Here is a 15,566-nt window from a genome sequence, read left to right as displayed (position 1 = left end):
CCCCGGTCACCCTCGCACCTTCGGGCCCGTGCGGCGAGGAGGCGCGACGACGCCCCGCCGTCACGCTCGACGGCGGGGCGTCAGTCCGTCACGGCTTGTCCGGATATGCCCGTGGTCGGGTCACGAGACGGGCGTGACGGTCGCGTGCACGTCCACGAGTCCGTTGCCGAGGCTGCCCGACACGACGTCGAACTCGGCGGCCTGCGGCTGGAGGTCGATCATCTCGCCGTTGACCTCGGCGATGCCGACACGGGCGACGTAGCGCCCCGTCCCGAGGCGCAGGTCCGGCAGCCGGAACTCGACGGTGTGCCGTCCCTTGCCCGGCACGAGCCGGACCCCGGAGGTCTCCGAGTTGACGTGGTAGACGCGCTGGCCGAGGGGCGTCTCGAGCGCAAAACCCATCATCCAGCGGTCGATCTGCTCGACGAGGTCGACGTCGACGCGTGCCATGAGGGTGTCGCCCGGGTGCAGCTCGGTCACGGCGGAGCCGTCCGAGTGCAGCAGGGACACCGACGCGATCGTTCCCCGTGCGCCGCTGACACCCTCGGGGGCGTGCTCCGACTCCTGCCGGCGGCGATCCTCCTCGAAGCCGTCGCGCAGCGCCCGGATGGCCACCGAGGGGACGTCGTCGGTCTCGATCGTCCCGTTGCGCAGCAGCACCGCCCGGTCGCACAGGTCGCCCACCTGGTCGGCCGAGTGGCTGACCAGGACGATCGTGCGGCCCTCGGCCTGGAAGCCGCGGATCTTGTCCATGCACTTGCGCTGGAACGGCTCGTCACCCACGGCGAGCACCTCGTCGACCAGCAGCAGGTCCGGGTCCACGTGCACGGCGACCGCGAACGCGAGCCGCACGTACATGCCGGACGAGTAGAACTTGACCTGGTTGTCGATGAACTTCTCGATGCCCGAGAACTCGACGATCGCGTCGAAGTGCCGGTCGGTCTCGGCGCGCGACATGCCGAGGATCGACGCGTTGAGGTACACGTTCTCGCGGCCCGTGAGGTCCGGGTGGAACCCCGCCCCGAGCTCGAGCAGCGCGGCGAGACGGCCGCGGCGCAGCACCTCGCCGGTCGTCGGCTGGACGATCGCGCCGATCACCTTGAGCAGGGTGCTCTTGCCGGAGCCGTTCGACCCCATGAGGCCGATCGTCGTGCCGGCGGCGACCGACAGGTTGACGTCGCGCAGGGCCCAGAAGTCCTCCTGCTCGCGCCGGCGCCGTCCGCCCCGCAGGACGCGTTCCTTGAGCGACTTCTCGCTGTGCAGCACGAACTTCTTCGAGACGTCGGTGACCCGGATGATCTCGGGCGCGGTGGTGGTGACGGTCATGTCAGAGCTCCTGGGCGAAGTTGCCCTCGAGGCGTGCGAACACGCGCTGGCTGATCCACAGCAGGAGGAAGGACACCACGATGCCGACCGCCAGTCGTAGAGAGAGGTCGTGCGGGAAGGGCTGCTCGGCGCCGGCCATCCACATGCCGCGCTGGAACCCGAGCACGGCGATCGTCACCGGGTTCGCGAGGTAGAGCTGCTCCAGCCAGTTGCCGCCGAGGTACTCGTGCACGTACTGGTAGGAGTAGACGATCGGGGAGGCCCAGAACAGCACCATGATGACGATCTCCACGATGTGCTGGACGTCGCGCAGGTACACGTTGAACGCCGAGAGGACGAGCGCCGCGGACGTGCCGACCAGCAGCACGAGCAGGACGGACGCCGGGACGTAGAGGAAGCGCATCGAGATCGGGGCCTGCCCGAGCGCGATCGTCGCGAGCAGCAGCACACCGAACTGGATGGCGAAGTTGACGGTCGCTCCGCCGACGGTGCTGAGCGGGAACACCTCGCGTGGCAGGTACACCTTCTTCACGAGCCCGGAGTTCGCGACGACCGCGCCGGTCCCGCCGGCGACCGTCTCGTTGAACAGGGTCCACAGCGTCAGGCCGCAGAAGACGTAGATCGCGAACTGCGGGACCCCGCGGTTCATCTGCAGGAGCTCGCCCAGGATCAGCGTGTAGATCGCGAGCTGCGCGACCGGCTTCGCGAAGCTCCACGCGAAGCCCAGCGTCGAGTTCTTGTACCGCGCGCGCAGCTCGCGCCGCACCAGCAGGACCAGCAGCTCGCGGTACCGCGCGATGTCGACGATGGACGCCCACGTCCCGCGGAAGAAGTGAGGCTGCGGTCCGACGCGTACGAGCGGACGCTCCGCGAGCCGTTGGGCGCGCAGAGCGCTCTCGTTGTCAGGCATGTGGTTGACTCCCTGTTCCGCCGGCCGGGACGGCTCGTCGGTCGATCGCGTCGCACGCTCGGCGACGTCCTGCCGCCTCATGGTAGGCATGCCGCGGTGTGCCTCATCGGGCCGCCGTCGTGGTGGCCCCGTCCGGGACGGACCGCGCGTCGCGCGGCACGGGCGGCAGCTCGAGGTCGGCGCCGAGGTCGCCGTCGGGCGCCTCGACGAGCGGACCGCGGACCGTGGCGCGCAGCACCAGCCACACCAGGGTGCCGAGCCCGGCGAGCAGCAGCAGGTAGAGCACGGGCACCGGGACGGGCGGGTGCCACTGGTCCGGCGGGCCCACGCGCCAGCCGTGGCTCGCGCCGTTCTGGTAGCGGTGCAGGTTGAGGGCGAACGCGATCACCTGGTAGACGACCCAGGTCCCCGCGAGGAGCACGGACGTGCGCCAGGCGAACCGCAGCCCTCGCGCGCCGGCGACGCGCGCCAGGACGAGGCCGGAGAGCACGGGCAGGCCGATGCTGGCGGGCAGGAAGTACCGGCCCTGCCACACGATGCCCAGGTACTTCGCCTGGCTCGCGTGGCCGAGGACGGGCACCACGATCACGAGCACGGCCAGTGCAAGGATCACGGCCCTCTCGCGACGGTTCCCGAGCGCGACGGCGAGCACGACGAGCAGACCGGCGGTCACGGCGATGGTCATGAGGACCCACGTGGGCAGGTTGGTGTCGACCCAGCCGAACTGGCCCATCTGGTTCGAGACGTAGACCGAGGTGTCGCCGAGCGACCACTGGATCGCGGTCCACAGGTCGAGGGTGGGGTGGTGCACCTTGCCGTCCGACTCGAGCGTGCCGGCCGTCCGGGTCCAGACGAGGGAGGCCACGCCGGCGGCGGCGACGAGCGCGAGCCACGGCCACGTCGCACGACGGCGCAGGATGTCCCACGTGCGGGGCAGCGGCGAGACGGCGACGCTCGCGGCCACGATGATCGCGAGGAACAGCGGCGACAGGCCGCGCAGGTTGACGAAGACGGCGGCGATGACGCAGACCGCGGCGAGGCGTGAGCGCAGCCGCGTGTCGTCGGTGCTGCGCAGCAGCGTCGGCAGCGAGACCCACAGGGCCGTGGCGCACGCGATCTCGAGCGAGGCCGGGTTGATGGCGCTGCTCATGTACACGACCATCGGCGTCATCGAGACCAGCACCGCGAGGCTCGTCCAGTCCGGGCGCGACGACGACAGCGCCTGCGTGAACGCCCAGGCGAGCGCCAGCGCGCACAGCACGGCGCTGACGAACCGCATGAGGTACAGCGTCTCCTCGCCCGTGGGCAGCAGGGACGGCAGCCCGACGACGGCGTAGTAGACCGGGTTGTACGTCGACGCGGTCGTGACGGCCTGCGTGAGCGGTGCGGGGTCCGTGGGGAGCGACGGGATGCAGCTCGCGGTGACGTCGTTCTTGAACGCGAAGCAGTTGGGCATGGACGTCGAGAACGCGACGACCGCGGGAACGTCGACGTGACCCCAGCCCGGGTGCTCCGGGTCGTACACCTCTCCCACGAGCTGGCCGTGCACGACGGCCGCGGCCTTCGTGGCGTGCGCGGGCTCGTCGGGCGCGGCCGACATCGGGTTGGCGACGGCCCACGCCACGAACGTGACGAGCAGGGCGAGGAACGACCAGCCGAACGTGCGGCGGGTGGACCACCGCGCCACGGCGGGCGTGGTCGTGGTCGTGGTCATGAGAGGGCCCCCAGCCTGATCCGTCGTTCGGTGTCCCGGGCCGTCGCGGGGCGCGCGCGACGGCCGGACGGCGTGCGCGTCACCGGAAGACCCACACGCGGTAGAGCACGAAGTTCCAGCAGGTCGTCAGCGCGACCGCGACCGTCTTCGGCACGACGGGCGGCAGTCCCCAGGACGTCCCGACGTGCACGATGAGCAGCGTCACGAGGTAGTTGACGCCCAGCAGCACGCCGTAGCGGACGCCGTGCGACACGGACGACGCGTCGCCCTGCGAGAACACCGCCCGGTTGAGCAGGAAGTTGACGACGACGCTCGTCCAGAACCCGACGGTCGTGCCGAGCCACACGGGACCACCGAGCGGCCCCGTGACGAGCACCAGGAGCCCCGCGTCGACCACGTAGCTCAGGCCGCCGACCAGCACGTAGAGCACGAGCGAGCGCCGACCGGTGGGAGCCGCGCGCCCGGAGGTGACGGGCTCAGCCATGGGCGCCGTCGTCCGTCCCGACGGCGTCGGGCTCGTCCGCGTCGCGGCGTGCCGTGCGCTCCTCGAGGCGGCGCTGCTGCAGCTGCAGCAGCGCGACCTCCTCGGCGAGCGTGCGGGTCTTCTCCTCGAGGGTCGAGATCTCCCCGCTGAGCTGCAGGCACACGGCGAGCAGGACGAGCGCCGCGAGGGCGAACAGGAGGTTGACGGGCGTCTGCACGCCCACGACGTCGGCCAACCAGAACACGACGTGCGGGAAGGCCCCGAGCACGCTGATCGCGACGGCGACGAAGATCCAGATCGCGGCGTACTTCTCGCGGATGCGGCGCGTGCGCAGCAGCTGCACGAGGAGCGCCAGCACGGCGACGCACAGGACGAGCGCGAACACGTACCCGCTCATGACTCCTCCACCGCGTGCGGCTCGACGCTCGGCCTGGACAGCGCGAGCAGCAGGGCCAGCCCGGCACGCGCCAGGAAGACCGCTGCCTTGAGCGGGCTGTGCGACGCGCGCCCGCCGGCCCGCTCGCGCATGGTCACGCCGACCTGGCTGACCCGCAGCCCCGAGCGTGCCGCGATGACGAGCGCCTCGACGGTGTCCCCGAGGTACTCCGCGGGGTAGTTCGTCGCGAACAGGCGCACGGCGCGCGGCCCATGGGCCTTGAACCCGGAGGTCGTGTCGGTCAGCGTCGTGCGCGCGATCCGCGAGATGGTGGCGGACAGGACCCGCATGGCCCAGCGGCGCGGGCCGCGCACCTCGTACGACTCGGTGCCCGCGAACCGTGCGCCGATGACGATGTCGGTGCCCTCGGCGTCGAGCGCGGCGGCGAGCCGGCGGACGTCGGCGGGGTTGTGCTGACCGTCCGCGTCGACCTGCACGACCACGCGGTAGCCCTCGCGCACCGCGTAACGGAACCCCGCGCGCATGGCACCGCCCACGCCGAGGTTGAACGGCAGGTCGAGGACGGCGAGGCCCGCGCGCACGGCGACCGCGGCGGTCGCGTCGGTCGAGCCGTCGTTGACCACGAGCACGTCGGCCTCGGGGACCTCGCGCGCGATCTCCAGGAGCACGTCGGCGATGGTCTCCTCCTCGTTCCACGCCGGGACGACGACGAGGAGGTCGCGTCGGGGCGTCACGGGCGCGTTCACCCGGCCACCTGCGCCGGTGCGGAGTCCGTGGCTCGCTCCTCGGTGCGCTCGGAGCGGTCCGAGGCGGCCCGGCGCTCGTCGAGCCGGGACGTCGCGTCGACGACCAGCACGAGGGTGGCGCACGCGAGCCCGGCGACGAGCGTGAGCAGCACGGGGGCGGCGGGCGGAGACCAGTCGACCGGTGTCTCCTCGAACCAGGAGCCCGCGGTCCCGCGCACGTAGCGGTGCAGGTTGATGCCGAACGCGACGACCTGCGCCACGAGGAGCATCGCGGCCGTGGTGAGGAAGACCGGCCGGGGGCGCAGCTGCGGGACCAGCGGAGCCCCGCGCCGCAGGACGAACCCCGCGACGACGGGCAGCCCCACCATGAGGGGCAGGGAGTAACGGCCCTGCCAGATGATCCCCACGCTGTCGGCCTGCCAGGCCTGCAGCAGCACGGGCAGCCCGAGGCCGAGCGCGCCGACACCCGCGACCGCCAGCGCGTCGCGGCGCCGCGCCGCCACGAGCACGGCGAGGACGATCGTGACGCCGACGGCCAGGGCCAGCCACAGGTACACCCACTGGGGGAGCGCGGTGTCGAGCCAGCCGAAGTGCCCGAGCATGCCGGTGATGTAGTCCGGGGTCTTCTCGACCGCGGTGCGCAGCCCGTCACGGACCGACACGCCCGTGCCGCCCGAACCGCCGCTTTCGAGCGTCCCGGCCGAGAGCGTCCAGGCCAGCGCTGCGGCGAGACCCGCGGTGGCAACCCCCACCCACGGCCACGACCTGCGGTCCCGCAGCACGTCGAGCGTCGTGCGCCACGGGCTCACGGCGACCGCCGCGAGGACGATCACGCCGAGGAAGAGCGGCGCCAGCCCGCGCGAGTTCGCCAGCAGCACCGCCAGCACGCCGACACCGGCCATCCGAGACGGCAGTCGCGCCGGGTCCGGAGCCCGCAGCACCACCAGCAGCGACACCCACAGCGCGACGGCGGCGCTGACCTCCAGCGCCGAGGAGTTCACGGTGGAGCCCAGGAACAGGACCATCGGCGTCACGGCGGAGAGCAGCCCGAGCCCCACGAACCGTCGTCCGCGCAGCTCGGCCACGCCGCGGAACGCCCACGCGAGCACCGCCGCCGTGAGCAGCGCGCTGACGAGTCGCATCGCGTAGAACGTGTGCGCGCCCGGCGTCAGCAGGGTCGGCAGGCCCACGACCGCGTAGTAGAGCGGGTTGTTGCGCACGACCCACGTCGTGACCTCGGTCGGGGCGTCGAGGTCGGCGGGCAGGGCGGGGGAGCACGAGGCCGGCACGTTCGACTGGAAGACGTAGCACTGCGGCATGGCCATCGTGTGCGCGTACAGCGCCGGCACCCGGACCTCGGCCGATCCCGGGCCGCCGGGGTCGGGCACGCCCGTGAGCTGGCCACGGACGACGGCCGCGGCCTTGACGACGTGCGCCGGCTCGTCGGGCGCGGCCATCGGGGGGTTCGCGAAGGCCCAGGCGGCCATCGCGACGAACAGCGCGGCGAAGGACGCCCAGTACACGCGTGCCGGTGAGCGCACCAGTGACGCGAGCGTCAGGTCGCGGGTGGCCGGGAGCGGCGTGGTCGGTTGCTCCACAGGGCACACGGTCCTTCGTCTCGGGCAGGCGGTCGGGGGTGGCGCACCTCGTGCGCCCGACGGGACAGGCTAGCCGATGGTGCCGTGCCCCGCGGTCGTCCGGACCGCGTCCCGCACGGCCGGCGTCGGCTCACGGCAGCAGGTGGCGCGCGACCTCGGAGCGCGCGACGGTCGCCCGCGCCCAGACCGAGCGACGCGCCCGCAGCTCCCGCGGCAGGCGACGCGCCCAGTCGCGCAGCGCCCGTGCCCGGGCGCGCACCAGCGGGTCACGGGGGCCGTCGCGCAGCGCCGCGCGGAGGAGGCCGACGGTCTGCCGCGCCGCCGAGTGCGCGACCACCCGCCACGGCGCGTGCCGCGTGGCGACCACGAGCGAGTTGCGCGTGTTGTAGTAGCGGAACGTCGGGGACGTCACACCCGTGCTCGACGCGTGGCGGTGGACCGCGACGGCCCTGGGCGCGTACCGCACGGTCCACCCCCGCGCGCGCAGCCGCCAGGACAGGTCGGTGTCCTCGTAGTACAGGAAGAGACCGGGGTCGATGCCGCCGACGTCACGCAGCGCGGCGCCGCGCAGCAGCGCGGCGCCGCCGCAGAACCCGAACACGTCGGGGTCGGTCGACTCCTGGCCGTCGGGGACGCACCAGTCGCGGTCGGCGCCGCTGCCGTCGCGGCGCACGACCGAGCCGGTCGAGTTGACCCGGCGGGGGCGCGCACCGTCCGGCTCCGCGAGCAGGATCTTGGCGGTCACGGCGCCCACCCGCTCGGACCCGGGCTCGGCGACGGCGCGCAGCAGCTCGCCGACCGCGTCGGGGGCGAACGTCGCGTCGTTGTTGAGCAGCACGACGTGGTCGCCCGCGTACCCGCGCGTCGCGAGGTCGACGCCGCCGGCGAAGCCGAGGTTGCGCTCGCTGCGCAGCGCACGGACGTCGGGGTAGCGGTCGCGCAGGAGCTCGGCCGTCCCGTCGGTCGAGCCGTTGTCGACGACGACGACCTCGAGCCCCGGGACGGTCTGGGCGCGCAGCGAGTCGAGGCACGCGGGCAGCAGGTGCGCGCCCTGCCAGCTGACCACCACGACGCGGACGGACGGGGGGGCTGCCATACCGCGCATCCTAGGCCGGTGCCGCGGGCCCCGACGGCGGCCGTAGGCTCGGCGCGTGGACCATCCGGTGAGCGTCGCGACGACCGTCGAGCAGTGCTGGCACGACGTCCCGGGCGGGTCCGGGTCGTACGTCGTGGAGCTGCTGCGCGCGCTGGCCGAGGTCGGCGGGGTCGACGTCGTCGGTCTCGCGGCACGGCACGCGGGGCCGCCCGTGGTGGCCCTGCCGGAGGGTCTGCGCGTCGCGCGCAGCGCCCTGCCGCGCGCGGCGCTGTACGAGTCGTGGAGCAGGCTGCGGCGCCCGCGGGCCGAAGGGCTGGCCGGTCCGGTGCAGGTCGTGCACGCCACCACCTGGGCCGTCCCCGGGACCCGGCTGCCGCTCGTCGTCACGGTGCACGACCTCGCGTTCCTGCGTGACCCGGGCCACTTCTCGCGGCGCGGGAACGCGTGGTTCCGCCGAGCGCTGTCCGTCGTGCGGGACGAGGCCGCGGCCGTCGTCGTGCCGTCGCTCGCCACGCGGGACGACTGCGTCGCGGCCGGCCTCGACGTCGACCGGCTGCACGTCGTGCCGCACGGCGTCCGTGCCGAGGTGGTGACCCCGCAGGAGGTGGCGGCGTGGCGGCGTCGCCACGGGCTGCAGCGGCCCTACGTGCTGTGGTGCGGGACCCTCGAGCCCCGCAAGAACCTGCACCGTCTCGTCGAGGCGTTCGCCGCGGTCGCCGCCGACGTCGACCTCGTCCTCGCCGGCCCCGCGGGCTGGGGCGGCGTCGCCGAGTCGATCGGCGCCGTGCTGGCGCGGCTGCCTGACGGGGTCGTGCACCGTGTCGGACGGCTCGGCGACCACGAGCTGCAGGTCGCGTACGCGGGGGCGCGGGCGTTCGCGTTCCCGTCGCTGTGGGAGGGCTTCGGGATGCCCGTCCTGGAGGCGATGGCCCACGGCGTCCCGGTCGTGACCTCGGCCGGCACCTCCATGGCGGAGTTCGTGGGGGACGGCGGCGTGGTCGTGGACCCCACCGACGTCGCCGCGATCTCGGCGGGCCTCGCGGAGGTGACGGGCCCGCGTCGCGACGAGCTGGCCGCGGCCGCGCGCGCGGCGGCCGCGGGAGCGACCTGGGAGGCGGCCGCACGCGCGCACCAGCGGGTCTTCGCCGCCGTGGCCGGCTGACGCCGGCGCGGCGTCGAGCGGCGGGTACCCTCCTGCCGTGCGGATCGCGGTGGCCTTCGACTGTCTCTTCCCCGTCACGACCGGTGGGGGCGAACGGCAGTACCGCGCGTTCGCCGAGGCGTACGCGGCCGCGGGTCACCAGGTCGACTACCTCACGCGTCGGCAGTGGGACGACGAGGCACCCGTCGTGCCGGGAGTCCGCGTGCGGGCCGTCAGCGGGCCGAGCGACCTCTACGACGAGGACGGCAACCGGCGCCCCCTGACGGCCCTGCGCTACGCGGCCGGCCTCTTCGTCCACCTCGCGCGCCGTCGTCACGAGTACGACGTCGTCCTGGTGAGCGCGCTTCCCGTGCTCAACGTGCTGGCGGCCCGGCTCGCGCTCGTCGGGTCCCGGGTCCGGCTGTGCGCGGACTTCCTCGAGGTGTGGCGGCCCGACCAGTGGGTCGAGTACTCCGGGCCGGTCGTGGGGCGCGTCGCGGCGGCGCTGCAGCGGCTGGCCGTGCGGATCAGCCCGGTCGTGAGCTGCCACTCGCGCATGAACGGTCGCCGGCTCGTCGCCGAGGGCGCCCGGCGCGCGCCCGTGGTGAGCCCCGGCCTGATCTACCGGACGGACGTCGGGCCCGCGACCCTCGAGGCCGCGGACCCGCCCACGGTGGTGTTCGTGGGGCGTCACATCCCCGACAAGCAGGTCGAGACGATCCCGGCGGCCGTCGCGTGGGCGCGGCGCCACGTGCCCGCGCTGCGCGCGACGGTGCTGGGCGACGGGCAGCAGCGGGAGGCCGTGCGTGCCGAGGTGGTGCGGCTCGGGCTGCAGGACGTCGTCGACCTCCCGGGGTTCGTCACGCAGGCCGAGCTCGACGAGGCCCTGGCCGGGGCCGCGTGCCTCGTGAACCCGTCACGCCGCGAGGGGTACGGGCTCGTCGTGGTGGAGGCGGCGGCGCACGGCACGCCCGTCGTCCTGGTCGACGCGCCGGACAACGCCTCCGTCGAGCTCGTGGAGCCCGGCGTGAACGGGGTCGTCGCGGCCTCGACGGCGCCCGAGGTCCTCGGTGCCGCGCTCGTCGAGACCGTGACCGCGGGCCCCGCGCTGCGCCGCCGTGCGCGCGACTGGTTCGACCGGACGGTCGTCGAGGGCACCGCGGCCAACGCCGCGGCACGCATCCTCTCCGCCGTCGGCGAGCAGGCCGGCGCGGCCCCCGTCCCGCACCCCTGACGAGCGCGGACACCGGTCAGGACGGCCTTGCGAACCCGCCCCTGGGCAGGTGCAGCGTCGGTATACTCGCCGCGCCCTTGACCGCCGTCCGGACGGATCCGCATGCCCTCGTCGACCGAGAACGTCGAGCTCTCGATCCTGATGCCCTGCCTCAACGAGGCCGAGACGCTCGCGGTCTGCATACGCAAGGCGCAGCAGTACCTCGAGCGCTCCGGGATCGTCGGCGAGGTCGTCATCGCGGACAACGGCAGCACGGACGGCTCGCAGGACATCGCCCGCTCGCTCGGCGCGCGCGTCGTCCCGGTCGCGCAGCGGGGCTACGGCGCCGCGCTGATCGGAGGCACGCAGGCTGCTCGGGGGCGGTACGTGATCATGGGCGACGCGGACGACTCGTACGACTTCTCGCGCCTCGACGCGTTCGTCGAGAAGCTCCGGGAGGGCTACCAGCTCGTCATGGGCAACCGCTTCCGTGGCGGCATCGCGCCCGGTGCGATGCCCCCGCTGCACAAGTACCTCGGGAACCCCGTGCTGTCCGGCATCGGGCGCCTGTTCTTCAACCGCCACATCCGTGACTTCCACTGCGGGATGCGCGGCTACGACCGCGAGGCGGTCCTGCGGCTCCGGCTCGTGACGACGGGCATGGAGTACGCCTCGGAGATGGTCGTGCGAGCGAGCCTCGCCGGGCTCGCCGTCACCGAGGTGCCGACCACGCTCGACAAGGACGGCCGGTCCCGCCCTCCGCACCTGCGCAGCTGGCGGGACGGCTGGCGGCACCTGCGCTTCCTGCTGCTGTACGCGCCCCGGTGGCTCTTCCTCTACCCGGGGCTGGTGGCGCTCACGCTCGGGGGCCTGTCGACGCTCGTCCTCATGCTCGGCCCTCGCGAGGTCGGCGGCATCGGGTTCGACTCGGTCACCATGATCTACACCTCGGCGATCACGGTCCTCGGCTACCAGGCGGTCGTGTTCTCGATCCTCACCAAGCTGTACGCGGCGCGCGAGGGCTTCCTGCCGGTGGGGCCGCGCTTCCGGTGGCTGTCCAACCTCTTCACGCTCGAGCGCGGCCTCGTGCTGGGGCTGGTCATCTTCGTGCTCGGCCTCGTCGTGGGGATCGCCCAGGTCCTCGGCTGGGGCGGTTCCGGCTTCGGCGAGCTCGACACGATCCGCGCGACGCGCGTGGCGGTGCCGGTCATGCTGGGGCTGACGCTCGGCTTCTTCACGCTCATGGCCTCGATGTTCGCGGGCGCTCTGACCGTGGCGACCCGCAGCACGGCGCACCCGACGCCCATGCTCGACATCCCCGCGGTCGACGAGACCGTGGCCGGCCAGGGCGAGGAGGTCCGGTCGTGACGACGCGGACGCGGGTCGCGGTCGATCTGCTCTACTACACGGGCAAGCGCGGCGGCACCGAGACGTACATCCGGCAGGTGCTCACGCGAGTGGCCCGCATGGCGCCCGACCTGGAGTTCGTGGGCCTGACGAACCGTGCGGGCCGCGACGCGGTCGCGGCGTGGTTCCCCGGGTCCCTGCGCACGGTCCCGATCAGCGGTCACGGCAGGCCCGTGTGGGCGGTCGCCGAGACCGTCGCGGTGGCGCCGCTCGCGGCGCGGATGCGTGCCGACCTCCTGTGGTGCCCTGCGAACTTCGGTCCCGGTCGCGGGCGCGTGCCTCGCGTGGTCACGGTGCACGACGTGATCGCGTTCAGCCACCCGAACCCCCAGGTCAGTCCCGTGACGAGGGCCGTCACGTCGTGGATCATCCGGCGCGCCGCGCGCGGCGCCGAGCACCTGCTGACCGTGAGCGACGACTCGGCCGACGCGATCGTGCGTGCGCTCGGGATCCCGCGCGGGCGGATCACCCCCACACCCCTCGCGGGCGGCGTCCCGAAGGAGGTCACCGACGTCGACGTCGAGCTCGCGGCCCTCGGTGTGCCGACCGATCGCCCGATCGTGCTGAGCACGGGCAACCGGATGCCGCACAAGAACTTCGACGGGCTCCTGCGCGCGGTCGCCACCGTGCCGGCCGACCGGCGTCCGTACGTCGTCGTCACCGGCAGCCACGGGCCCGACCCGCTGCGGCCGCTGGCCGCCGAGCTCGGGATCGAGGACGACGTGCGCCTGCTGGGCTGGGTCACCGCGAACCAGCTCGAGGCGCTGTACGCCACGGCCGCCGTCTACACGTGCCCCTCGCTCGTCGAGGGCTTCGGCCTGCCGGTGCTCGACGCCATGAGCCGGGGCTGCCCGGTCGTCGCCAACGACCTGCCCGTCCTGCGCGAGGTCGGTGGCGCCGCCGCGCGCTACGTCGACACCGAGGACCCGCAGGCCTTCGGTGCCGTGCTGGCGGACCTGGCGGCCGACTCCGGCGAGCGTGCCCGGATGCGTGACGCGGGACGTGAGCGCGCGGCCACCTTCAGCTGGGACCGGACCGCGGAGGGGACGCTCTCCGTGCTGCGCAGCGCCGCCGCGGACGTGGTGTCCGGCGCGCGATGAGCTCGCTGTGGGGGCGGCTCGCGGGCTTCGGTGGCCTGCCGGTCATCTCCCTGACGACCCCGTTGCTCGTGCTGCCCGTGGTCGGGCGCGTCGCCGGTGTCGCCGGGTGGGGCAGCCTCGTGGCCGGCGAGTCCATCGGCACCCTCGCCGGCATCGTCATCGCCTACGGCTGGAACGTCGCAGGCCCGCCGCGGGTGGCCGCGTCGCCGGACCGTGCCGACCGCGTGCGCCTCTACCGGGAGAGCCTCGTGGTCCGCGGGGCGCTCGCCGTCGTCACGCTGCCCGTGCTGGCGGTCCTCTGCGCACTCGTCGCCGCCGACGGCTTCGTCCTGCCGACCGTCTTCATGGGAGTCGCGGGCGCCGTGGTGGGTCTGTCGTTCGCGTGGTACGCGGTGGGCGCCGGCGACCCGCGGTCGATCGCCGTGTACGAGGCGGTGCCGCGCGTGGTGGCGGCGCTCGCGGCCGCCGGGCTGCTGCTGCTCACCCGCGAGCTCGTGCTGTACCCCCTGCTCGCGGTCGTCGCGTCGATCGGCGGCGTCGTCGCGTTCAGCCGACGTCTGCTCGCGGGTGCCGAGGGCGCCTGGCCGCGCGTCGCCGACCTCCCGCGGCTGCTCGTGCGCGACAAGGGGCTGGCCGCCGTCGACGTCGCGGGCGGCGCGTACGGCGCGGTGCCGGTGCCGCTCGTCAACGGACTGAGCGACGTCGCTGCGGCGGGCGCCTACGCCTCGGGCGACAAGCTGTACAAGTTCGGCACGTACGTGCCCGTGTCGCTCGCCAACGCCTTCCAGAGCTGGACGGTGGAGGCCGGGCCGGGCGCGCTCGTGCGTCGGCTGCGCACCGCGCTGCTCGCGCACGCGCTCGTGGGGGCGGTCGGCTGGGCCGTCCTCGCGGTCGCGGGCCCGTGGGCGTCCGGTCTGCTGTTCGGGCGGGACGTGGCGGCCCACCGCGACGTGTGCGTGTGGCTCGGTGCCGCGTTCCTCCTCGCGTCGGTCCGCACGTCGATGACGCGCCACGTGCTCGTGCCCGCGGGGCGGGTGCGGGTGGTGTTCGTGTCGGTGACGGCCGGTGCCGTGGTGGGGGTGCCGCTGATCGCGCTGCTCACCTGGGCGCTGGGCCCGGTCGGCGGTGCGCTGGGCCTGCTCGTGAGCGAGGCTGTCGCGACGGGGGTGCTCGTGCACCCGACCCGACAGCGGCTGGAGGACCTGCGCGGTGCGACCGGCGCGGCGGGGACCAGGATCGACGACGGGGTGGTGGGGCAGTGACCGGCACGGTGCGGGTGCTCGTGGACGCGACGGCGATCCCGGCGGACCGGGGCGGGGTCGGCCGCTACGTCGACGAGCTGCTGCCCGCGCTGGCGGCTCGGGGTCTCGACCTCGTGGTCGTCTGCCAGCGCACCGACGTCGCGCACGTGCGGTCGCTCGTGCCGTCGGCCCGCGTGCTGCCGGCGCCCGCGGCGACCTCGCGCCGGCCCGTGCGGCTGCTCTGGGAGCAGGTCGCGCTGCCGTGGATCGCTCGCCGCGAGCGTGTCGACGTCCTGCACAGCCCGCACTACACGATGCCGCTGGTGTCGCGCGTGCCGTCGGTCGTGACCCTGCACGACGCCACCTTCTTCAGCCACCCCGCGATGCACTCGTCGCTCAAACGACGCTTCTTCGGTGCCTGGACCCGGTACGCGGTCCGGCACGCGGACGCGCTCGTCGTGCCGTCCGCCTCCACGCGCGACGCCGTGCTCGAGCACGTCGGGGGACGACCCGAGGCCTTCCACGTCGCGTACCACGGCGTCCGCTCCACGACGTTCCACCCCGTCGACGACGCCGAGCGCGCACGGGTCGCACGCAGCCTGGGGCTCGAGGGTCGGTCGTACGTCGCGTTCCTCGGCACGCTCGAGCCGCGCAAGAACGTCCCGGCGCTCGTGCGGGCGTGGGTCGCCGTGTGCACCGGGCGGGACGCGCCCCCCGCCCTGGTCCTCGCCGGCGGTCGAGGGTGGGACGACGGGGTGGACCCCGCGCTGGCGGCGGTGCCGACCGGGCTGACGGTCGTGCGACCGGGCTATCTCCCGCTCGCCGACCTGCCCGGCTACCTCAGCGGCGCCGCGGTCGTCGCGTACCCGAGCGTGGGTGAAGGGTTCGGCCTGCCCGTGCTCGAGGCGATGGCGTGCGGTGCCGCGGTCCTCACGACCCGTGAGACGTCGTTGCCGGAGGTCGGGGGCGACGCGGTCGCGTACACGGGCGTCACCGAGGGGGAGATCGCCGCCGCGCTGGGTGCGCTGCTCGACGATCCCGGCCGCCGGGCGGAGCTCGCGGCCGCCGCCGAGCGGCGGGCGGCGACGTTCACGTGGGAGGCGGCGGCCGACGGCCACGTCGCGGCCTACCGGCAGGCGCTGGCCCGCACGCGGCGGCGAGCGCGCTGAGGTCGCGCGGGGCAGCGCTGCGCG

At 74.0% G+C, this 15,566-nt stretch carries 14 protein-coding genes; 6 read left to right on the top strand and 8 right to left on the bottom strand.

Annotated elements, in window-relative coordinates; genetic code table 11:
* Positions 1 to 120 precede the first annotated feature (120 nt).
* From GY42_RS06915 to GY42_RS06880, 8 genes are all read right to left on the bottom strand, one after another.
* Positions 121 to 1,326 (bottom strand): ABC transporter ATP-binding protein, encoded by a 1,206-nt coding sequence (locus GY42_RS06915; protein WP_046528775.1) that lies wholly within the window; start codon positions 1,324 to 1,326, stop codon positions 121 to 123.
* Position 1,327: 1 nt separating this feature from the next.
* Positions 1,328 to 2,236, bottom strand: coding sequence for an ABC transporter permease (locus GY42_RS06910; RefSeq protein ID WP_046528774.1), 909 nt, complete (start codon positions 2,234 to 2,236; stop codon positions 1,328 to 1,330).
* A gap of 103 nt (positions 2,237 to 2,339) precedes the next feature.
* On the bottom strand, positions 2,340 to 3,950 hold the full coding sequence (locus GY42_RS06905; protein ID WP_046528773.1) for a DUF2142 domain-containing protein: 1,611 nt from the start codon (positions 3,948 to 3,950) through the stop codon (positions 2,340 to 2,342).
* 79 nt (positions 3,951 to 4,029) lie between these two features.
* On the bottom strand, positions 4,030 to 4,434 hold the full coding sequence (locus tag GY42_RS06900) for a GtrA family protein (RefSeq protein WP_046528772.1): 405 nt from the start codon (positions 4,432 to 4,434) through the stop codon (positions 4,030 to 4,032).
* Entirely contained in the window at positions 4,427 to 4,831 is a 405-nt protein-coding gene (locus GY42_RS06895; protein ID WP_046528771.1) for a DUF2304 domain-containing protein, read from the bottom strand. Before GY42_RS06895 ends, GY42_RS06900 begins: the two co-directional genes overlap by 8 nt.
* Positions 4,828 to 5,577 (bottom strand): glycosyltransferase family 2 protein, encoded by a 750-nt coding sequence (locus GY42_RS06890; RefSeq protein ID WP_152667232.1) that lies wholly within the window; start codon positions 5,575 to 5,577, stop codon positions 4,828 to 4,830. The genes GY42_RS06895 and GY42_RS06890 overlap by 4 nt, the downstream gene beginning before the upstream one ends.
* Positions 5,574 to 7,175, bottom strand: a complete 1,602-nt coding sequence (locus tag GY42_RS06885; protein WP_046528770.1) for a DUF2142 domain-containing protein — start codon at positions 7,173 to 7,175, stop codon at positions 5,574 to 5,576. The genes GY42_RS06890 and GY42_RS06885 overlap by 4 nt, the downstream gene beginning before the upstream one ends.
* 130 nt (positions 7,176 to 7,305) lie before the next feature.
* On the bottom strand, positions 7,306 to 8,271 hold the full coding sequence (locus GY42_RS06880) for a glycosyltransferase family 2 protein (RefSeq protein WP_046528769.1): 966 nt from the start codon (positions 8,269 to 8,271) through the stop codon (positions 7,306 to 7,308).
* A 55-nt stretch (positions 8,272 to 8,326) separates the two neighbouring features.
* Between GY42_RS06880 and GY42_RS06875 the strand changes: the two genes are divergently transcribed.
* The 6 genes from GY42_RS06875 (at position 8,327) to GY42_RS06850 (ending at position 15,542) form a co-directional block, all read left to right on the top strand.
* Positions 8,327 to 9,433, top strand: coding sequence for a glycosyltransferase family 4 protein (locus GY42_RS06875; RefSeq protein WP_082131392.1), 1,107 nt, complete (start codon positions 8,327 to 8,329; stop codon positions 9,431 to 9,433).
* A gap of 37 nt (positions 9,434 to 9,470) precedes the next feature.
* The gene (locus GY42_RS06870; RefSeq protein WP_046528767.1) at positions 9,471 to 10,646 is read left to right on the top strand and encodes a glycosyltransferase family 4 protein; all 1,176 of its coding nucleotides are present in this window, start codon (positions 9,471 to 9,473) and stop codon (positions 10,644 to 10,646) included.
* A gap of 102 nt (positions 10,647 to 10,748) precedes the next feature.
* Positions 10,749 to 11,993, top strand: coding sequence for a glycosyltransferase family 2 protein (locus GY42_RS06865; RefSeq protein ID WP_046528766.1), 1,245 nt, complete (start codon positions 10,749 to 10,751; stop codon positions 11,991 to 11,993).
* Entirely contained in the window at positions 11,990 to 13,132 is a 1,143-nt protein-coding gene (locus GY42_RS18130; protein WP_052748248.1) for a glycosyltransferase family 4 protein, read from the top strand. Before GY42_RS06865 ends, GY42_RS18130 begins: the two co-directional genes overlap by 4 nt.
* A complete protein-coding gene (locus GY42_RS06855) occupies positions 13,129 to 14,394 on the top strand; it encodes a lipopolysaccharide biosynthesis protein (protein ID WP_046528765.1) in 1,266 nt (421 codons plus the stop codon). Before GY42_RS18130 ends, GY42_RS06855 begins: the two co-directional genes overlap by 4 nt.
* Positions 14,391 to 15,542: a glycosyltransferase family 4 protein gene (locus GY42_RS06850; RefSeq protein ID WP_236686735.1), complete on the top strand. Its 1,152-nt coding sequence runs from the start codon at positions 14,391 to 14,393 to the stop codon at positions 15,540 to 15,542. The genes GY42_RS06855 and GY42_RS06850 overlap by 4 nt, the downstream gene beginning before the upstream one ends.
* The last annotated feature ends 24 nt before the right edge of the window (positions 15,543 to 15,566 follow it).

The organism is Cellulomonas sp. FA1, from assembly GCF_000986825.1.
Lineage (GTDB): Bacteria > Actinomycetota > Actinomycetes > Actinomycetales > Cellulomonadaceae > Cellulomonas > Cellulomonas iranensis.
Note: the sequence above shows the minus strand (reverse complement) of the source record. Positions and strands in the feature narration are given on the sequence as shown.

Coding starts and splice junctions, on each gene's coding strand:
- GY42_RS06915 (WP_046528775.1), bottom strand. CDS start 1,326: ATGACCGTCACCACCACCGCGCCCGAGATCATCCGGGTCACCGACGTC.
- GY42_RS06910 (WP_046528774.1), bottom strand. CDS start 2,236: ATGCCTGACAACGAGAGCGCTCTGCGCGCCCAACGGCTCGCGGAGCGT.
- GY42_RS06905 (WP_046528773.1), bottom strand. CDS start 3,950: ATGACCACGACCACGACCACGCCCGCCGTGGCGCGGTGGTCCACCCGC.
- GY42_RS06900 (WP_046528772.1), bottom strand. CDS start 4,434: ATGGCTGAGCCCGTCACCTCCGGGCGCGCGGCTCCCACCGGTCGGCGC.
- GY42_RS06895 (WP_046528771.1), bottom strand. CDS start 4,831: ATGAGCGGGTACGTGTTCGCGCTCGTCCTGTGCGTCGCCGTGCTGGCG.
- GY42_RS06880 (WP_046528769.1), bottom strand. CDS start 8,271: ATGGCAGCCCCCCCGTCCGTCCGCGTCGTGGTGGTCAGCTGGCAGGGC.
- GY42_RS06865 (WP_046528766.1), top strand. CDS start 10,749: ATGCCCTCGTCGACCGAGAACGTCGAGCTCTCGATCCTGATGCCCTGC.
- GY42_RS06855 (WP_046528765.1), top strand. CDS start 13,129: ATGAGCTCGCTGTGGGGGCGGCTCGCGGGCTTCGGTGGCCTGCCGGTC.